The organism is Klebsiella sp. GW_Kp182 (assembly GCF_040062275.1).
GTDB classification, from domain to species: Bacteria; Pseudomonadota; Gammaproteobacteria; order Enterobacterales; family Enterobacteriaceae; genus Klebsiella; species Klebsiella michiganensis.
The window spans coordinates 21738-39943 of the sequence record NZ_JBEAFQ010000058.1; the positions used below are offsets into that span (position 1 = coordinate 21738).

15 protein-coding genes are annotated in these 18206 nt (G+C 51.4%); 5 read left to right on the forward strand and 10 right to left on the reverse strand.

What is annotated here, in order from left to right:
* Positions 1-304: 304 nt before the first annotated feature.
* The 3 genes from ABLU88_RS24365 to ABLU88_RS24375 all read right to left on the reverse strand — a co-directional run bounded on the left by ABLU88_RS24365 (position 305) and on the right by ABLU88_RS24375 (position 6575).
* Positions 305-997 (reverse strand): winged helix-turn-helix transcriptional regulator, encoded by a 693-nt coding sequence (locus ABLU88_RS24365; RefSeq protein WP_025108496.1) that lies wholly within the window; start codon positions 995-997, stop codon positions 305-307.
* Positions 998-1325: 328 nt separating this feature from the next.
* Positions 1326-4385 (reverse strand): chitinase, encoded by a 3060-nt coding sequence (locus ABLU88_RS24370; protein ID WP_348838268.1) that lies wholly within the window; start codon positions 4383-4385, stop codon positions 1326-1328.
* A 90-nt stretch (positions 4386-4475) separates the two neighbouring features.
* A complete protein-coding gene (locus ABLU88_RS24375; RefSeq protein ID WP_154916567.1) occupies positions 4476-6575 on the reverse strand; it encodes a glycosyl hydrolase family 18 protein in 2100 nt (699 codons plus the stop codon).
* 385 nt (positions 6576-6960) lie between these two features.
* Here ABLU88_RS24375 and ABLU88_RS24380 point away from each other — a divergent pair, with 385 nt between their 5' ends.
* The gene (locus ABLU88_RS24380; RefSeq protein ID WP_014227858.1) at positions 6961-7404 is read left to right on the forward strand and encodes a transcriptional regulator; all 444 of its coding nucleotides are present in this window, start codon (positions 6961-6963) and stop codon (positions 7402-7404) included.
* 16 nt (positions 7405-7420) lie between these two features.
* Positions 7421-7954: a glycoside hydrolase family 108 protein gene (locus ABLU88_RS24385; protein ID WP_032747870.1), complete on the forward strand. Its 534-nt coding sequence runs from the start codon at positions 7421-7423 to the stop codon at positions 7952-7954.
* Positions 7955-8031: 77 nt separating this feature from the next.
* On the opposite strand, the gene ABLU88_RS24390 is transcribed toward ABLU88_RS24385, so the two are convergent.
* The 4 genes from ABLU88_RS24390 to dnaK all read right to left on the reverse strand — a co-directional run bounded on the left by ABLU88_RS24390 (position 8032) and on the right by dnaK (position 12759).
* Entirely contained in the window at positions 8032-8379 is a 348-nt protein-coding gene (locus ABLU88_RS24390; RefSeq protein ID WP_014227856.1) for a phage holin family protein, read from the reverse strand.
* Positions 8380-8503: 124 nt separating this feature from the next.
* On the reverse strand, positions 8504-9451 hold the full coding sequence (locus ABLU88_RS24395; protein ID WP_025106854.1) for a LysR family transcriptional regulator: 948 nt from the start codon (positions 9449-9451) through the stop codon (positions 8504-8506).
* 167 nt (positions 9452-9618) lie between these two features.
* The gene (gene dnaJ, locus ABLU88_RS24400; protein ID WP_014837364.1) at positions 9619-10755 is read right to left on the reverse strand and encodes a molecular chaperone DnaJ; all 1137 of its coding nucleotides are present in this window, start codon (positions 10753-10755) and stop codon (positions 9619-9621) included.
* Positions 10756-10842: 87 nt separating this feature from the next.
* A complete protein-coding gene (gene dnaK / locus ABLU88_RS24405; protein ID WP_004128758.1) occupies positions 10843-12759 on the reverse strand; it encodes a molecular chaperone DnaK in 1917 nt (638 codons plus the stop codon).
* A gap of 386 nt (positions 12760-13145) precedes the next feature.
* Here dnaK and ABLU88_RS24410 point away from each other — a divergent pair, with 386 nt between their 5' ends.
* The 3 genes from ABLU88_RS24410 (at position 13146) to satP (ending at position 14981) form a co-directional block, all read left to right on the forward strand.
* A complete protein-coding gene (locus ABLU88_RS24410; protein ID WP_348838274.1) occupies positions 13146-13550 on the forward strand; it encodes a DUF2541 family protein in 405 nt (134 codons plus the stop codon).
* Between the two features lie 27 nt (positions 13551-13577).
* Positions 13578-14327, forward strand: coding sequence for an acidic protein MsyB (msyB, locus tag ABLU88_RS24415; protein ID WP_049082063.1), 750 nt, complete (start codon positions 13578-13580; stop codon positions 14325-14327).
* Positions 14328-14414: 87 nt separating this feature from the next.
* Complete coding sequence (gene satP, locus ABLU88_RS24420; RefSeq protein ID WP_014227851.1) at positions 14415-14981, forward strand: acetate uptake transporter; 567 nt, start codon at positions 14415-14417, stop codon at positions 14979-14981.
* A 42-nt stretch (positions 14982-15023) separates the two neighbouring features.
* Here the strand turns inward: satP and ABLU88_RS24425 are convergent, their stop codons facing one another.
* From ABLU88_RS24425 to tal, 3 genes are all read right to left on the reverse strand, one after another.
* The gene (locus tag ABLU88_RS24425) at positions 15024-16334 is read right to left on the reverse strand and encodes an MFS transporter (protein ID WP_014227850.1); all 1311 of its coding nucleotides are present in this window, start codon (positions 16332-16334) and stop codon (positions 15024-15026) included.
* 120 nt (positions 16335-16454) lie between these two features.
* Positions 16455-17042 (reverse strand): molybdopterin adenylyltransferase, encoded by a 588-nt coding sequence (mog, locus tag ABLU88_RS24430; RefSeq protein ID WP_004098459.1) that lies wholly within the window; start codon positions 17040-17042, stop codon positions 16455-16457.
* A 99-nt stretch (positions 17043-17141) separates the two neighbouring features.
* Positions 17142-18095: a transaldolase gene (gene tal, locus ABLU88_RS24435; RefSeq protein WP_004098458.1), complete on the reverse strand. Its 954-nt coding sequence runs from the start codon at positions 18093-18095 to the stop codon at positions 17142-17144.
* Between the last annotated feature and the right edge of the window lie 111 nt (positions 18096-18206).

Here is an 18206-nt window from a genome sequence, read left to right on the forward strand (position 1 = left end):
ACAGGAAGTCAGAGGTACGCCAGCTCCATCCTCAACGGACCATAAGGAAAGGATCCGTATCGCCATCTTCAAGGTTATGCGTATTAGCTTAGCGTGAATGGGATGAAGCATGAGCGATTGCCGCGATCGTCGACGCTTTTTATGCCCCATAAGATATTTAAAAACTATACCAATGGGAAATCTCTCTTTACGTCATTAGCATGATTGACAGGATAATCAATATATGAATATCTCGACGATTGCTGTACCAAGAAAGTTTAAAAGGTGACTACTAATCTAATAAACACCTTTGCCCTGAAAAGTATTAAAAAGCCGTGGGTAATTTTTTCATATCTATTAAACGGCCGCCATCAATAGTTATATAGCCGCCTTTTTTCAGTTCAGAGAGAAGCTTCATGGTACGGCTACGGGATATTCCTGTTCGGCGTTGAATGAAGTTAAGCACATTAATACTTTGTCGATATTCGCTGGCATAAGCCCAAAGCTCGATTAATAACGATCTCACCTTCAGATAAGAGTCCACGCCAACCAGTTCACGATCGCGTACGCTCATGACCATCAGACGATAGGCAAGTATTCGTGCGACATCGTGCCACAGATCGCACTCATCAACAGTCTTGATAAAGTCGGGCAGAGACACTGCGCGCCCGCTGCACTTCGTTTCCGCTATCAGAAAGTGTTCTGGCCGGGTCGGAACATTGTAAGTCACCCCATAACTATCGACTAATCCGATAATGGCGGGAGCAAAAGAGGAATTAACATGAAGTCCGCTGCCACAGCGGCAAAACGAAAATATACCGGACTCCAGCAGCACAATTTTATTTTCCCCGTCTGAATTCAGTAAAAACTCATCTCCGGGAGCCAAATTAAAAGGTTTACCGAAGGGCCATAGCGAGGCGAAGAGAGCATCAAGCGCTGCATGCGGTTTAGCCTGTTGGGAAAAAAGATAGGAATGCAGGGTATTCCCATTATCATTTTCAGCAACGTCTAATTTCATTTTTCATTATTACCATAATCATAGATTACCCCAAGATATACTTAACGGAGGTTATCTTCAATTCATTATAAACATCCTCCCGGAAGTATATTTTTAGCCGCAAGCACGAAAACGCAATACTTAGCACAAAGCGCAAATTCTTAATATAAACTTCAACAACCACAAATAAATCGCAAAACAAAAAATTAACATAACAATAAAATAACTGCTGAAACTATCTCTCCCGAAATAAAAATACACTAAAAAATAGTGATTCAGAAATTAAATATTCTGAATCACTATGAACAGCGATGCATTTTTCAGGCGCTATGGCGGGGTAAATGCGACATTAACTGAAATAGGCCGGTGCGGTATAATACTCAACCATTTTATCTGCAAGCCAACCGCCATCTTCACCATTAGAGTGAATGGTGGTTATGCTTACCGTCGAGCCGCCGCCCCACAGTACTGAGAAAACATGGTAGTCGGGTAGATTCAATGCCTGCATTTGCCCCCAGTCGTAACCCTTATCCTGGCGTAAAAAGTCACCGACGGTCGCCGCGCCGTAAGTTGCGCTATTCACCGTCGTATTGAGCAGATCTGACGCGATGGTATCGAGATCGCAGCCAATACGCGCATCGCCCATGAAGAAGCTTCCGCCCGATGCGTAATGCGCGGCGGCAATTTTACTGTTGCCTTCATCCACGGTTGGCATATGGCCGCCCGGAATTTGCCACAGCATTGCCGGTTTACGCAGAGCTTTAGCCGCGTGTTTTACCATCCCCAGATAATTAAACCAGCAGGTCGCGTTCCAGGCATAGTGCGCTAATGCATCAGGGCTAAAGCAATCGCGCTCAAATTTATCAAAGGCGATAAAGTCTGGCGCATACTCACCGCTATAGACACCCAGCTCATTGATAAAGTTGGCGATAGCGGTCCCCTGCGCGGCCGGATCGGCGTTCGGCCTGAGTACCCAATCTGCCGTTCCTGTCGCCCATACGTTTGTCTGCCAGCCGAATGCCACATCCGGCGCGAACTGCCGCACAAGGTAGTTGATCGCCTGGACATAACCGTAGAGATCGTTAGAGAAAGTCGGCAACACCGGCGCGCTGAATCCCGGAAGCGCAGGCAAAGCGTTAATCGCGGCCGCCAGTTGGACATTAACCTGCATGCTATTCGCTTGACGCACCGCAGCGTAGCCATACGGCTCCTGCTGCATCGCGCCAAGAAAATCGGGGTTCAGCACAAAGGTGGCGGGAACCGGATGCTCGTCATCCTTCCAGGATTGCGCCGCGAGACACTGGGTGATGAAGTTGCCAAAATGGTTACGCAACCGCTGAGCGTCCTGGAGATCGGCGAGCGCACTGCCGCCGCTGGCATTGGCGGTATACACCACCATGACCGGCATTACGCAACGGCCCGCCTCTTTTTCAATCTCACGTACCAGAGGAACGGTTTTGTGAATCGGGAGCGAATCATAATCAAGAAAGCCGTCGCCGTTTTTATCCACTTCCGCAGCCGGGACGGGGTCACCGCCGCCATCAAAACCATCGTATTTAAACAGGGCGCTGAAGGGGACGTCGCGGTATAGCGATACGGTGTCCGCCGCATTCACCGTCACGCCACCGTGGGCGAGATAGTTTGGCCAGCCTTTAACCTGCAAGGGAACGCCCTGAACAAACTCCAGGGTGATATGGTTGACGCTTTGCAACAGCCGCAGCGGCGCGTCCGGTTCACAGCGCCACGGCGTCCCGGAGAGATAAACCTCTGGCGCCTCAACGCTGTACTGGCCAGGAGCCATAGGCATCGCCAGCGTTTGCAGATGGGGAGTGCTCTCCAGCATCAGAGTATATTGATATTGCCCATAGCAGAACCGATAGCGCTGGGGCGAAACGCCCTCAGGCAAGCCCAGTATAGTGGCCTGAACCTCAACAAAACCATGGCTATCAACCTCCGTCTGCCGGAAACCGACGAGCACCTCTTTCGCCACCCCTTGTTCAGGGGTAAAAATAGTCGGCTGGGCGGGAGTCGTCACCATCTGGTTATTGATAACCGCAGGTTGCAAACCCATCTGATAGCGGTGCCCCGCGGTAAGCCGGGTCACCAGCTGCATTTGATTGACGGGCATTGTCAGGGTTCTTTCGCAGACGCCAGATTCCGTCCACAGCTCAACCACCATTTCCGCGCCGATGAACTCAGGGGCATCGACAGTCAGGCGTACCGAAGCCAACGGTACTGGCGATTGATACGCAACCCGGCAGGTCTGGGCGTCATGGCCGGAAACAAGCTTAAGCGGATACGTCGATTCAACAGGCGCGATCCGCATATCATCATTGCACAGCTCCAGCACGGTGATAGCGTAATCGCCGGCGCTAAGATCGCCGATGACTAAAGCCTGTCCCCACTCGCCGGCAAAGCGTTGTGATGTTGCGTCTGGATAGCGCAGATCGATGGTCGGCTTGAGGGTTGTGCTTTCCGCCAACGGTGGAAACTGAATTTCAATCGTCCCCTGACGGCCAGGATCGTGCGCCAGGGTTGCGGTTAAGCCGCTCATCGTGACCGGAGTTTGGGTCGCGGAAAGAAAGAACTGCAGCTCGGCGCTGGCCCCGGCCGTCAGCCAGAACTCGCCATCATGATGAAGGGTAATCGTATTTTTCTCGATGGGCCAACCGCCGTCGCTGCCCAGCGTCACGGGCTTATTGCCGAGCAAAGAACCGCTGAACGGGCTGTAAGGATCGGGATGCCCGCTGGCGGTAAACTCCAGCTTAAGTTGATTAAGATCGATAGAGTGGGAATAGAGATTGGTCAGCGTCAGGGTGACGCGCTGATACCAGCTGGTCGTACTCAGCTGGCTTGCCGCAATAACCATCCCTTCCTCTTCCTCAACCGCATCATCACCCTGCTCTTGAGGTTCCGGAGCAACCTCATCCGTTTCCTCATCAGCAGGGATATTGTCTTCAGGTTCGGGCTTCAGGCTATCAGTATCATCATCGGCGGGAACTTCAGGTTCTGGCTCAACCTCATCTGCAGCGTCATCCGTTGTCTCGTCTTGTGCCGAAGAGGCCAGAGTTAATGTGAAGGTCGAGAGTTTTACCGGAACCTGAGTGGCGGCAAAACTGAAGAATAACGTACCGCTTTCGCCCGGCTGCAGTAACAGCTGCCGGCTGTTATTAATAATGATTTCATTGACGTCAACGGTCCCCTGTGATTTACCGCTTAACGTAAGAGGCATGTCCCCTTTGAGGGTACCGCCAAAATTTCCCCACGGATCCTGATGGCCGGACCCGGTAAAGCTAATGACCGCATGATTCATATCCACGGCACGGTTATTTTCATTGGTGATGGTTAACGTGATTTTTTGATACCAGCTATTCACATCGATCTGGCTGTTTTTAATCGAGACCGTCATTGACAACACTCCTCGTTCCCTGGTGGAAAAAGCCCCGGTTTTCCGGGGCTTGTATTGTTGAACTCAATCCTTTTCCTTTAATGAAAAGGATTAGTAAGCACCAAGGTCAGTCCACGCCTGGCCCGCAGCGCAGTTCAGATCCGGCTGGTCGCCCTGAGACCACCATTTCACCTGGTAGTTATGGCCTTTCCAGCTTACCGTTTCGAATGATCCCCAGTTCCCACCGTACACGGTAGCAGCATCCCACAGCGGGTAAGGCGTAGTCGCGTCATCCCCGGAAGTCTCATCTTCTGCCGGCGTGGTATCTTCTTCCGGCTCTACTGGCACAACGCTATCTTCCTCTTCCGGCTCAGGCTGAATCTGAGACGCAGCCGGAACGGCGACCAGCACGAAACGCTGCTGGGTAGAAGGCTCACCCCAGACATCCCGGACAAACAGGGTGAACTGGAAGTTGGTTTTAACGGAAACGTCCGGAACGACGAACTCGATCACGGGAACGGTTTTGTCAGCCACGGTGATTTCAGACGGAACCCCCCAGCTGAAGGTGATATCGTCTTTATCTTCGTCAGAGGATCCTTCACCGGAAAGCTGTACGGTAGAGCCGCCGACGACGCGCAGTTCAACGGCGGCTTTCGGCGCGTGGTTCACGTCGGTAGTCGCATCTTCTTCATCTGGTTCATCCGCCGGGTCGACGTTGATGCCTTCGAAATAGAACGGCTCCATATCGATAACTTCAGACGCTATTTCATAGCCCAGACCTTCACGGGCGGCGTTAACCAGCACGCCGTTGTCCTGGTCGATTGTCCAGGTGAACAGCGCGCCCAGGCCGAGGCTGGCGGCATATTCGCCCTTGGCTTTCACCGTGCGCGGCGTATCCAGGGACATGAACAGTTTGCTGTCAGGGTTGTAGAGGTAGTCCGCGTCGGCAACCTTGTCGGTGTAGACGTTGAAGCCGTTACGGCCTTTCTGGTTTTCCAGATCCAGGTAGTTATAAATGATGTCGTACCATTCGGTGGTACCCGATTCGAAGGAGCCTACGGTGGTGCCGGTGCCCGGGTTATAGGTGCCTTTCAGCGGGGACAGGGATTCCAGCTCCGCGTTGCGCCCGTTACGGGTGTAGGCAGCGTAACCAATGTTGATGCGCTCTGCCGGGAAGCCTTCGGACAGCAGATGGCCGACAACGGTATCCACCCCCCAGCCGCCTTCTTCCAGCGCCTTCAGGTTGGTGTGGTGGGTCACGCTCTCCGCCCACGGGGTACCGAAGAAGTCATAGGTCATGACGTTGATACCGTACAGGCCCGCTTCCAGCAGCGCATTGACGTTAGAGTAGCCGAGCGTCTTGACCACCGCCGAGCTGGCAATGGAGATTTTGACGTTGCTCAGGCCTGCGGCGTCCAGCTGCTTACGCAGTTCGCCAATCAGCAGGGCGTAGTTCTCGCCGTCTTCCGGGCCGTACGGGTTGCCAGCGCCTTCGGCGTTCGGATATTCCCAGTCGATATCCACTTCGCTGAACATCGGGAACTGTTTGAACAGTTTTACCACGCCTTTGGCAAAGACCTTACGCGCGGCGTCAGACGCGGCGGTTTCATGGAAACCGTTACTCATGCTCCAGCCGCCGATGCTCATGGACAGCACCAGGTCGTGGCCCTGCTGCTTCGCTTTGGCCTGCAGATCGCGCAGGCCGCCGAGCAGGCCTTTAGTATTACTCTGGGTCACGGTCTTCGGATCGACATCCCAGCCGCTGACGGTATGGCCAACGTTAACGTAAGACTGGAAGTCGCCCCACGGGTCGAGAAAGGTGGGCTCGTACTTCACTTTTCCGCACTGATCGGCACCTTCGGCAACCACGTCGCGCCACAGGTTGTCTACTTTGTGGAAGCCGGTCACGCCGACGAAACCGACGATGATTTTGTCGTAGGCGGTAGGAGAAACGTTGGCCAGGTCGTAGCCGCGACCGCGGTTATCTTTTGAATCATCGCCCTGCAGACGACCATCATACTGTGACCAGTCGGTGTAGTAGCCGAAGACTTTGGGTTTGGTGGTGGAAGCTTTGTATTTGTTATAGACCGGTTTAGCGACGCGAGCGGAGGTATAGCTGTATGCGCTCACTTCTGTTGCCGGGTTAAAGCCGTCTGCGGCGTTGCTGGTTTCGGTCAGCGTATCGCCTTGAATCAATTTGCTGGTAGCCATTTTTAATTTCCTTTTAAGTTTGAAAAATTGTCGCAGTTCGTTCTGCCGGGCCAATAATCCAATCCTTACGAGGCGATGGCTAATCACAAAACATCACGTTTTCGAGACAGGCTTCACGCTAATTTATGAGGCCAAAATGATAGTAATAATCTCCGGCTCATCAGCAGGTAAACGCATCTCATCAAAACGGGATTAAAACATCAGCAGCATAGTAAATATCATTAATCATCTAGTTAAATATCATTTAACTTACATGAGATTATGTGATTAAGCTCTCACCATCAAATGACATTACAATAATACGGATGACAAGTAATAGATTAAGACAATTCTCGTACAATATATTTAACGCAAGCAAACAGGATCATATCTAAAGGACGACAATATGAAAACTTATCTCATCAACGACAATTGCGTTTATAATGAAGGAAAGTATGAACTGAGAACCGCTTCCAACTCAAAGGTCATTAAAATGACGGCAATGAGGGCGAAGTGTCTTAGCTTCATCATCGAAAATGCTGATATGGATATTATTGAGCGCCAAAAAATAACCACAGAGTTATGGGGAAGTCGTAGCCATTTTGTCAATGATGCAAATTTAACTCAAATACTCTACCTGATCAGACGAGATCTGAAGTCGCTTGGAATAAACGATCTCTTTATCACCATCCCAAGACAAGGCATTCAAGTTAATAAAGAGATCCCTATTAAAGCAATGGAAAGCAAGAAGAAAGAAAACAAACGACAGGTTTTCAGAAAGACGCTGGCAGCATTAACCACGGTCTTTTCTGTCACCCTCGGTACAGTGATGTATTTGCATATTCATTAATTCAAGGAGAGAAAAAATGAACCCAATCATTGATGGCATTTTGGCGATGGAAGGTGGTTACAGCCTGAACCCGAAAGATAAAGGTGGTGCAACCAACTGGGGAATCACTGAGGCGACAGCCCGGGCCCATGGTTATACCGGTGAGATGATCAACCTGACGCGAACTGAAGCATTTTCTATTCTCGAAGAAGATTATTGGATTAAACCTGGCTTCGAGCAGATATCAACACTCTCCTGGCCCATTTCCTTTGAACTCTGCGATGCCGCAGTCAATATTGGCCCCCACTATCCCTGCGTGTGGCTACAGCGCTGGCTAAATGCACTAAATCGGGAAGAAAGAAGCTACCAGGATATCAAAACCGATGGCAAGATTGGCCCCCGAACGCTCGCGGCCCTCAAGTATTTTCTGACCTTACGTGGTAAGCAGGGGGAGGAGGTATTAGTCAAAGCGCTCAACTGTAGCCAGGGCGCCTACTACCTGGATATCACTGAAAAAAATAGACAAAATGAAGAGTTCATTTTTGGCTGGATGAAAGCCAGAGTCAAATAACACGATTATTTAATTATAGCTAATAAAAGACTCAGGGATGAGCCTTTTATCATGATCGATATACATTAAAGATGTAGTTAATGTATTTTTGCGTCGTCCAGCGCTTTTTTAATTTTCTCGCCAAGAATTTTTAAAATCGGCCCTGCAAATACTCCGCCAAGACCGGCGGCGAGTAGCACCATATTAAAACTAAGCTCTTTTTCAATCGCTACAGCGCTGAGCAAAAAACTGGTAAAACAGGAAACCACCACTTGGGTCAAACAGTGCATGATTCCCTTATGGGAATGATCGTCACCCTCTTGCCTATCACGGCGGATAAGATAGCTAACAAATCCCCCCCAGGCGCCGGTAGCAATAATTGTGAACAATATTTCGACTTCCAGCAAAACGACTTCCGTGGTTTCGAGATGGTTGGGAATAGACATAGTACACTCCTTGATTAACTCATATAAAAAGGCACCACCAGAGTGTAGGTAGGTTGACTATTTTAAAATAATCAAAGAGTATCAAACCAAACCATATTTGATATAGTGTTTGAAAAGATACTCCTCAGCGACGAAATGATGACAGCGTGTGTAACCGGGAGACAACTTCGTTAATGATGGATATATTTTTACTATTTTTGTCCCATGATGCATAAATCTGTATAGATTTGAACGTGAGTTCAGGTGGCGGCTGAACAAACTTAATATCATATTTGCGCTGATTTTTATAAAAAAGTGCCAGCTTTAACGGCATTAATGCGATTAATGAGGTGCGTTCAATCATACTTAACATCCCATTAAGTGAATCGGTGCGATAGCCGATAATGCGCGATCCTTTATAATAAAGATTATCTTTAAAAAGGCCTTTATCATTTATAATCATCGGAGAATACCTACCCAGTTGATACATCGCGTGACGAGAAGAATAGAAATGATGTAATGAGATATGAGGTAAGGTACTCAGGATATGGTTGCTGGCGAAAATGCAAACAAAGCTCCTGAAGCTGTCGATAAGCTGATTATCAATTCCCGGGATATTCAACGGCTCGCTGCTAATCAGAAGATCGCATTCCGCAGTGAGTAGTAAATCAGCCAGCACCTCGCGGGAAAGATTTCGTGATGAATAATGATTTAGTAACACGTGCTCAAAGATATCGTCTGCATAAAGCTGAGAGAGGTAGTAAGTCTCAACGATATCTCCGCCTAAAATAGTCATCCTGGCGTCAGCGTTATCTTTTTTGTCGGAAATAAATGTGCTCTCTACCAATTCCATCACCTGACGGAAATTTTGATAGATTTCAATCGCCTTCGCGGTAGGTAACAAACCATCTTTACCACGAACAAACAACTCTTCCTGATAATACCCTTGTAAACGGCGGAGCGCCAATGACACGGCAGAAGGGGTAATTCCAAGTTTTTTGGCTGCTTTAGCAGCATTTCCAGCCGAAATAACAGCGTCAAGAGTCTTGATTAAATTATAATCAAAATCCTTATTGGCACCTTTCGATCCCATCCGCTGCAGGCCTCTAAAAATGAAAAAAGCAATATAGATAATACTCAAAATAAATCAATTGTTAGCCCTGATAAATAATAGGTTAATTTAAATAGTGTGGAAGCCGGATAGAAAAAAGCCCGGGCACGAAGGCCCGGGCTTGGAGAAAGTCAGGAAATGAATAGCAATTAGCGCGTCAAATCATCGAAAAACTTCTTCACGCCATCGAAGAAACTTTTAGAGCGCGGACTGTTCTTCTCACCCGTTGGTCCACCAAAGCTCTCCTGAAGATCTTTCAGCAGCTGCTTTTGTTTATCGTTAAGACCAACCGGAGTTTCAACCACCACGCGGCACAGCAGATCGCCCTGCGCACCGCCGCGCACGGACTTCACGCCTTTACCGCGCATCCTGAACAGCTTACCTGTCTGCGTCTCGCCCGGCACTTTAAGATTTACACGACCGTCCAGCGTCGGAACCTCAATCTCTCCGCCGAGAGCGGCCATGGTGAAGTTAATCGGGACTTCGCAGTACAGATTATTTCCTTCACGCTCGAAAATGGCGTGCTGCTTAACCTGGACCTGTACATACAGATCGCCAGCCGGTGCGCCATGCTCGCCCGCTTCACCTTCACCTGCCAGACGAATACGGTCGCCGGTATCGACGCCCGCCGGGATTTTAACCGACAGCGTTTTGGTTTTCTCAACGCGACCATGACCGTGGCATTTATTGCACGGATCTTTAATCAGCGTACCGCGCCCCTGGCAATGCGGACAGGTCTGCTGAACGGCGAAGAAACCCTGGCGCATCTGGACCTGGCCCGCACCGTGACAGGTTGGGCAAGTCTGCGGCTGGCTACCCGCTTTGGCTCCGCTGCCGTGGCAAACGTCGCACTCTTCCAGAGTCGGGATACGGATCTCTTTGGTTACGCCGCGAACGGCTTCTTCGAGCGTCAGATCCATGTTATAGCGCAGGTCCGAGCCGCGCGCTGCGCGCTGGCGACCGCGTCCGCCGCCAAAGATATCACCGAAAACATCGCCAAAGATATCGCTGAAATCCGCGCCGCCACCAAAACCACCGCCGCCGCCGCCCATGCCGCCCTGCTCAAATGCGGCGTGACCGTACTGATCGTAGGCTGCACGCTTCTGGGCATCGGTCAGGATTTCATACGCTTCTTTGATTTCTTTGAATTTAGCTTCAGCCTCTTTATCACCCTGGTTACGGTCCGGGTGATACTTCATGGCCAGGCGCTTATACGCCTTTTTGATTTCACGCTCTTCCGCTGTTCTGGAAACGCCTAAAATCTCGTAATAGTCTTGCTTTGCCATTGGTGTTTTTCAGCCCCTTAACATGCGTGCACGGGCGGAGAGGAAACCTCTTCGCCCGTGCCAGTGTTTTACCCGTTCAAAGGGCGATTATTTTTTGTCTTTCACTTCTTCGAACTCAGCGTCAACAACATCGTCGTCCTTCGCGTTGCTCTCGGAAGCGTCAGCGCCGCCAGCCTGCTGCTGAGCGTGCTGCTGCTGAGCGATTTCCATCAGCTTCTGGGAAGCCTGGGCCAGCGCCTGCATTTTCGCTTCAATATCGGCTTTATCTTCACCTTTCAGCGAAGTTTCCAGCGCGGTCAGCGCAGACTCGATAGCGGTTTTATCGTCAGCCGGCAGTTTATCGCCTGCTTCTTCAACCTGCTTACGCGTGCTGTGCAGCAGGTGGTCACCCTGGTTACGGGTCTGTACCAGTTCTTCAAACTTACGGTCAGCTTCTGCGTTAGCTTCAGCATCGCGTACCATTTTCTGAATTTCTTCTTCGTTCAGACCAGAAGAGGCTTTGATAGTGATCTTCTGCTCTTTACCGCTGTTTTTGTCTTTCGCGGACACATGCAGGATACCGTCAGCATCGATGTCGAAAGTCACTTCGATCTGAGGCATACCGCGCGGTGCCGGGTTGATACCATCCAGGTTGAATTGACCCAGAGATTTGTTATCCGATGCGCGTTTACGCTCACCCTGAATAACATGGATGGTTACCGCAGACTGGTTGTCTTCAGCAGTTGAGAACACCTGGCTGTGCTTGGTCGGGATGGTGGTGTTCTTATTGATCAGCGCAGTCATCACGCCGCCCATGGTTTCGATACCCAGAGACAGCGGGGTAACGTCCAGCAGCAGAACGTCTTTCACTTCACCCGTCAGGACGCCGCCCTGAACAGCAGCGCCAATGGCAACGGCTTCGTCCGGGTTAACGTCTTTACGCGGCTCTTTACCGAAGAACTCAGCAACTTTCTTCTGAACCATTGGCATACGGGTCTGACCACCAACCAGGATAACGTCCTGGATATCGGATACGGACAGGCCAGCATCCTGCAGAGCAACTTTCAGCGGCTCGATGGAACGGTTAACCAGATCTTCTACCAGGCTTTCCAGTTTCGCACGGGTCACTTTGATGTTCATATGTTTCGGACCGGTGGCATCTGCGGTGATGTACGGCAGATTCACGTCGGTCTGCTGAGCGGAAGAGAGTTCAATCTTCGCTTTCTCAGCGGCTTCTTTCAGGCGCTGCATCGCCAGCGGGTCGTTACGCAGGTCAATGCCCTGATCTTTCTTAAACTCGTCAACGAGGTAGTTGATCAGACGGGTATCGAAGTCTTCACCGCCCAGGTGGGTATCACCGTTGGTCGCCAGAACTTCGAAGGTTTTTTCGCCATCAACTTCGTCGATTTCGATAATGGAGATATCGAAGGTACCACCACCGAGGTCGTACACCGCGATAGTGCGGTTGCCGACTTCTTTATCCAGACCGTAAGCCAGCGCAGCGGCAGTCGGTTCGTTGATGATACGTTTGACTTCCAGACCTGCAATACGGCCGGCGTCTTTGGTTGCCTGACGCTGAGCATCGTTAAAGTAAGCAGGTACGGTAATAACCGCTTCAGTTACCGGTTCACCCAGGTAATCTTCAGCCGTTTTCTTCATTTTCTTCAGCACTTCGGCAGAGATCTGCGGCGGTGCGGTTTTAGTGCCTTTCACATCAAGCCATGCGTCGCCATTGTCTGCGGCAACGATTTTGTACGGCATGATAGAAACGTCACGCTGGACTTCTTCGTCCTGGAAGCGGCGGCCAATCAGGCGTTTAATCGCAAACAGGGTATTTTGCGGGTTTGTCACTGCCTGACGTTTAGCCGGCTGACCAACCAGAGTTTCACCATCCTGGGTATAGGCAATGATAGAAGGCGTGGTGCGATCGCCTTCGGCGTTCTCCAGCACGCGTGCAGTAGTGCCATCCATAATCGCTACACAAGAGTTGGTAGTACCCAGGTCGATACCAATAATTTTACCCATCTAAACGTCTCCACTAAAAATTCAGTCAACATGTGGTTGTGAACCTGTAATAAGGGCGAAACGTGCGGTTTCAACTACCCAGACATCATTTTTTTTCAGGTTCATTCACTGCGGTTGACTACAAGATGGGGTCGCCCACCGCGGCATCAAGGGGGGATACAAAAAAATTTTTGCCCTGCCCGCGCCGACGGGTGGCAAGCAGGCCTCATAAGCGGTCCGGAAAGCGGGCCTAAAAACGCACAAAATATAATTAATGATAATAATTAAAGTTAAATATATTCATAAAACAATTGACATAATCCGCAATGATTACGTGCTAAAGACAATAAAGTTCCGGTGATAAAATACGCCCCCGCTATGACTCATCCAATATTCAGGAAATCCTCATGAAATCACTGATTCATATATCAGCAGGGTTATTTTTAAGCACCGCCTTAATAACGTCAGCATCCGCTAACGATCATAAAATTTTAGGGGTTGTCGCCATGCCGCGAAATGAGACTAACGATCTCACGCTGAAGCTACCGGTATGCCGGGTGATTAAGCGTATCCAGCTCACTGCCGATCGCGGCGACATCCAGCTCTCCGGCGCGACGGTGTACTTTAAAGCCAGCAATAGCGCCAGCCGGAGCCTCAACGTTCCATCAACCATCAAACAGGGGGCAACCACCGACTGGATTAACATTAATAGCGACAACGATAACAAGCGCTGCGTAAAAAAAATCGCTTTTTCTGGCCACACGATTAACTCTTCTGACATGGCCTCGCTAAAAATCATTGGCGACGATTAATATTACTGTTCACCTTGTCTGGTATTTATGAAAATTAATTATCTGGATGATGAAGACCTCTCTTTTCTTCATCGCTGTAGCGAAGAGCATCTGGAAACATTCACCCGAATTCTGACCCACAATGAGAATGGAAAGCCGCGCCTTTCAAGTACGCTATTACGTAATCAAACTTTCCAGGCGATGGCAGGGCATCCCGAACGCTATCGTCGCAACTGGCAGCTCATTGCCGGCGAGCTCCAGCACTTCGGCGGCGACAGCATCGCCAACACGCTGCGTCGTCACGGAAAGTTCTACCGGGAAATTTTGCTGGATGTTTGCAAGCGGCTAAAAATCAAAGCCGATAAGCACACCTCTACGCCGGAAATAGAACAGCATCTTCTGGAGCACTTCCTTGAACACAGCTGGAAGAAGATGGACGATCGGCAGAAAGCTGACTTCTTCACTGCCGTTGAGTGTCGGGTCAACGACCATAAAGCATTACTTCCCCATCTGCTGCAGACAAATAAGCTGGCGCAGGGCGTCAACCACCTTCTGGAAATCCGGCTGGCGAAGATCCTGCGCACGCACGCCGCGGTTAGCGTCATCGGCCACGGTCTGGTTCGCGGCGCGGGGCTTGGCGGCCCCCTCGGCGCCGCGTTTAATGGCGTCAAAGCCGTGAGCGGCAGCGCTTATCGCGTGACCATCCCGGCCGTACTGCATATTGCCTGTTTACGGCAAATGACCAGTCTTTATCAGGTGAAAAATGAAATTGGTGAAAAATACCCCGCCAGATCATAGACAGTTTCGCAGCGCCTAATTATTATGCCGCGCCCGTCGCTGAGAGACGGGGAATGCTTCCCTTTCTAATCATTATTTTGAGGAATTATGGGCAACACTAAGTTGGCTAATCCGGCACCGCTGGGCCTTATGGGCTTCGGCATGACCACTATTCTGCTTAACCTGGCAAATAGCGGCCTGTTCGCGTTTGATGTAGCTATCCTGGCGATGGGCATTTTTTACGGCGGCATTGCGCAGATTTTTGCCGGCCTGCTGGAGTTTAAAAAAGGCAACACCTTTGGTTTAACCGCATTCACGTCTTACGGCGCTTTTTGGCTGACGCTGGTTGCTATTCTTCTGATGCCGAAAATGGGCCTTGCAGAAGCACCCAACGCGCACTTCCTCGGTATGTACCTGGGACTATGGGGCGTTTTTACCCTGTTTATGTTCTTTGGCACCCTGAAAGCCGCGCGTATGCTGCAGTTTGTTTTCCTCAGTCTGACCGTGCTGTTCGCGCTGCTGGCGATTGGTCACCTGGCTGATAACGAAGGCATCGTTAAGATTGCGGGCTGGGTCGGTCTGGTCTGTGGCGCTAGCGCCATCTATCTGGCGATGGGTGAAGTGCTGAACGAGCAGTTTGGCCGCACCGTTCTGCCAATCGGCGAAAAGCATTAATTAACGTCGCCGCTCGCGAGCGGCGACGTGAGCCCTATCGATTTACGGCAGGCGCTGCAGTTCAGCTTTCGGCGCAGCGACCTGTTGTTCCAGCCCCTGGCGCAGCCAGATCCCCAGCCCCAATCCCATCAACGACAGTGCCAGCACGTACCACGCGGGCGCCATCGGCGAAACGCCCATCAGCATGGTCACCGCAATCGGCGTCAGACCGCCAAAGATGGCGTAAGAGACGTTATAAGAGAATGAGATACCGGTAAAACGCACTTCAGCCGGGAACGCGCGCACCATCACATACGGAACCGCCCCGACCACGCCGACGCACAGCCCCACCGCACCGTAAAGCAGGAACAGGCGCTGCGGGCTATCGCCGGAAAGATGATAGAACGCCCAGCTTGCCGCCGCGAGGAATACGCTGCCGACAATAAACGTGCGGCTGGCGCCAAAACGGTCAGCGGCCAGCCCTGCCAGCAGGCAGCCGATACACAGCATGATAGTGGCAATACTGTTCGCCTGCAGGGTGATTGCGGGGGCAAAACCGTAGTGCTTTTGCAGCCAGACCGGCGACATCAGGATCACCACCACCACGCCGGCGGATAAAAGCCAGGTCAGCAGCATTGAGACCACCACCGCTTTCTGATGCTTCAGCGCGACGGCTTTAACCGGCAGCTCCTGCGCTAACGCTTTACGCTGCTGCATTTCGAGGAAAATCGGCGTCTCCTGGAGCCAACGGCGCAGATACATGGCGACAAGACCAAACGCGCCGCCTAACAGGAACGGAATACGCCAGCCGCCATCGTGGATACCCTGAGGAGTCAGATGAGTATTAATCAGCGTCGCGACGACCGACCCCAGTAATATCCCCACCGTCAGGCCAGCGGTCAGCGTACCGCAGGCGATACCTATTCTTTTTTCCGGTACATGCTCCGCCACAAAGACCCAGGCGCCGGGGACTTCACCGCCAATCGCCGCCCCCTGAAGAATGCGCATAAGCAGCAGCAAAAGCGGCGCCACGATGCCTACCGACGCGTAGGTGGGCAGCAGGCCAATCGCCAGCGTAGGCAGCGCCATCAGTAAAATACTCAGGGTAAACATCTTCTTACGCCCGACCAGATCGCCAAAATGGGCCATAATGATGCCGCCAAGAGGACGAGCTAAATAGCCCGCCGCAAAAATGCCGAAGGTCTGCACCTGGCGCAGCCATTCCGGGATATCGGCCGGGAAAAATAGCTCGCCGACAACGGCGGCGAAGAAGACAAAGATAATGAAATCGTAAAACTCCAGCGCGCCGCCGAGGGCGGCCAGCGTCAGCGTTTTATAATCCTGTCGATTCAGAGGTCGGGTGTAGTGTGACATAACGGGCAATCATCCAGAGGTATGAAGATATTCTACGCACGGTGTAAAGTAAAAAACACTATATCGTAAATAAAACAACACACCACTGGTGATGCAGGTTATATCAGGAATACGGTAAATTCAGGATAATGTTTCACGCCTGGCGCTTTTAGGACGGAAAGCTGCTACTACTTCGCCGTTTGTTTCCACGTAAGGCCCCTCAAGCAGCTGTACACAATACGGTACACTCGCGAAAACGCCGTGCACCAGCACGTTACCTTCCGCATCTTTCACACCTTCCAGCGTTTCCTCAATCGCCTTTGGCTGCCCGGGCAGGTTAAGGATCAGCGCCTGCTTGCGGATAACGCCAACCTGACGAGACAGAATGGCCGTCGGCACAAAGTGCAGGCTCACCTGGCGCATTTGCTCACCAAAGCCGGGCATCACCCGATCGGCAATCGCCAGCGTCGCATCCGGGGTAACATCACGGCGGGCCGGGCCCGTGCCGCCGGTCGTCAGGACCAGGTGGCAGCCCATTTCATCGACCAGTTCACAGAGGGTTTGCTCGATAATAACCTGTTCATCCGGGATCAAGCGGGTTTGCAATTCGAAAGGCGTGGAGAGCGCACGGGCCAGCCACGCTTCAAGCGCGGGAATGCCTTTATCCTGATAGACGCCGCTGGAGGCGCGATCGGAAATGGAAACTAAGCCGATTCGTAAGGTGTTCATGATTATTCCGTTCAAACAGTATTAATAGACAGAATAATACACCGAGGGGAGCAAGGCAGACAGTTTAATGTGGCCGACGGACGCCGGCCACATGGGGGATTACAGCAGATCGCCGATCATTTTTTCCAGTTTTTCCTGGTCGATCGCAAACTTGCGGATGCCTTCCGCCAGTTTATCTACCGCCATCGGATCCTGGTTGTGCTGCCACAGGAATTCAGATTCGGTGATACGCGCCGGACGCGCTTTAACTTCGCCGCTGAAGGCCAGTTTGCGTTCGATGGCGCCTTCGCTTTCCGCCAGCTCTTTCAGCAGCGCAGGAGCGATAGTCAGACGGTCACAGCCGGCCAGTTCGAGGATCTCGCCGAGGTTACGGAAGCTTGCGCCCATAACCACCGTTTCGTAACCGTGCTGTTTGTAGTATTCGTAGATTTCGCTTACGGACACCACGCCCGGATCTTCTGCCGGCGCGTACTCTTTCTTATCGGTGTTGGCTTTGTACCAGTCGAGGATACGGCCAACGAACGGAGAAATCAGGAATACGCCCGCTTCCGCACAGGCACGCGCCTGAGCGAAGGAGAACAGCAGCGTCAGGTTACAGTTGATGCCTTCTTTTTCCAGCTGCTCAGCGGCGCGAATGCCCTGCCAGGTAGAAGCCAGTTTAATCAGAATGCGATCGTTGCCGATGCCAGCATCGTTGTACAGTTTGATGAGGCGCTTAGCTTTGGCGATAGAAGCCTCGGTGTCATAGGACAGGCGAGCATCAACTTCGGTGGAAATACGGCCAGGGATCAGCTTAAGAATTTCGAGACCAATGTTCACCGCCAGCTTATCGGAAGCATCGATAATCTGCTGCGCGCGGTCGCTGCTCTGGCCGCGAGCCCAGGCAACAGCGTCATCAATCAGCTTACGGTACTCAGGGATCTGAGCCGCGCCGAGAATCAAAGAAGGGTTAGTCGTGGCGTCCTGAGGCTGATACAGCTTCATTGCCGCGATATCTCCGGTATCAGCTACGACAGTGGTGTACTGACGCAGAGAAGTCAATTTATCCGTCATGATAGTGTTTCTCTTAAACAGCAGTTAAGGGGATGTAACCGGTCTGCCAAGATGATAACACGCTGCCGGGGCAGCGCAACCGCCTACAATGCATGAGCGCAGAGTGTGATA

Bases quoted from the DNA above. Each gene is read 5' to 3' on its own strand.
- ABLU88_RS24365 (WP_025108496.1), bottom strand. From the start codon at position 997: ATGAAATTAGACGTTGCTGAAAATGATAATGGGAATACCCTGCATTCC.
- ABLU88_RS24370 (WP_348838268.1), bottom strand. From the start codon at position 4,385: ATGACGGTCTCGATTAAAAACAGCCAGATCGATGTGAATAGCTGGTAT.
- ABLU88_RS24375 (WP_154916567.1), bottom strand. From the start codon at position 6,575: ATGGCTACCAGCAAATTGATTCAAGGCGATACGCTGACCGAAACCAGC.
- ABLU88_RS24380 (WP_014227858.1), top strand. From the start codon at position 6,961: ATGAAAACTTATCTCATCAACGACAATTGCGTTTATAATGAAGGAAAG.
- ABLU88_RS24385 (WP_032747870.1), top strand. From the start codon at position 7,421: ATGAACCCAATCATTGATGGCATTTTGGCGATGGAAGGTGGTTACAGC.
- ABLU88_RS24390 (WP_014227856.1), bottom strand. From the start codon at position 8,379: ATGTCTATTCCCAACCATCTCGAAACCACGGAAGTCGTTTTGCTGGAA.
- ABLU88_RS24395 (WP_025106854.1), bottom strand. From the start codon at position 9,451: ATGGGATCGAAAGGTGCCAATAAGGATTTTGATTATAATTTAATCAAG.
- dnaJ (WP_014837364.1), bottom strand. From the start codon at position 10,755: ATGGCAAAGCAAGACTATTACGAGATTTTAGGCGTTTCCAGAACAGCG.
- dnaK (WP_004128758.1), bottom strand. From the start codon at position 12,759: ATGGGTAAAATTATTGGTATCGACCTGGGTACTACCAACTCTTGTGTA.
- ABLU88_RS24410 (WP_348838274.1), top strand. From the start codon at position 13,146: ATGAAATCACTGATTCATATATCAGCAGGGTTATTTTTAAGCACCGCC.
- msyB (WP_049082063.1), top strand. From the start codon at position 13,578: ATGAAAATTAATTATCTGGATGATGAAGACCTCTCTTTTCTTCATCGC.
- satP (WP_014227851.1), top strand. From the start codon at position 14,415: ATGGGCAACACTAAGTTGGCTAATCCGGCACCGCTGGGCCTTATGGGC.
- ABLU88_RS24425 (WP_014227850.1), bottom strand. From the start codon at position 16,334: ATGTCACACTACACCCGACCTCTGAATCGACAGGATTATAAAACGCTG.
- mog (WP_004098459.1), bottom strand. From the start codon at position 17,042: ATGAACACCTTACGAATCGGCTTAGTTTCCATTTCCGATCGCGCCTCC.
- tal (WP_004098458.1), bottom strand. From the start codon at position 18,095: ATGACGGATAAATTGACTTCTCTGCGTCAGTACACCACTGTCGTAGCT.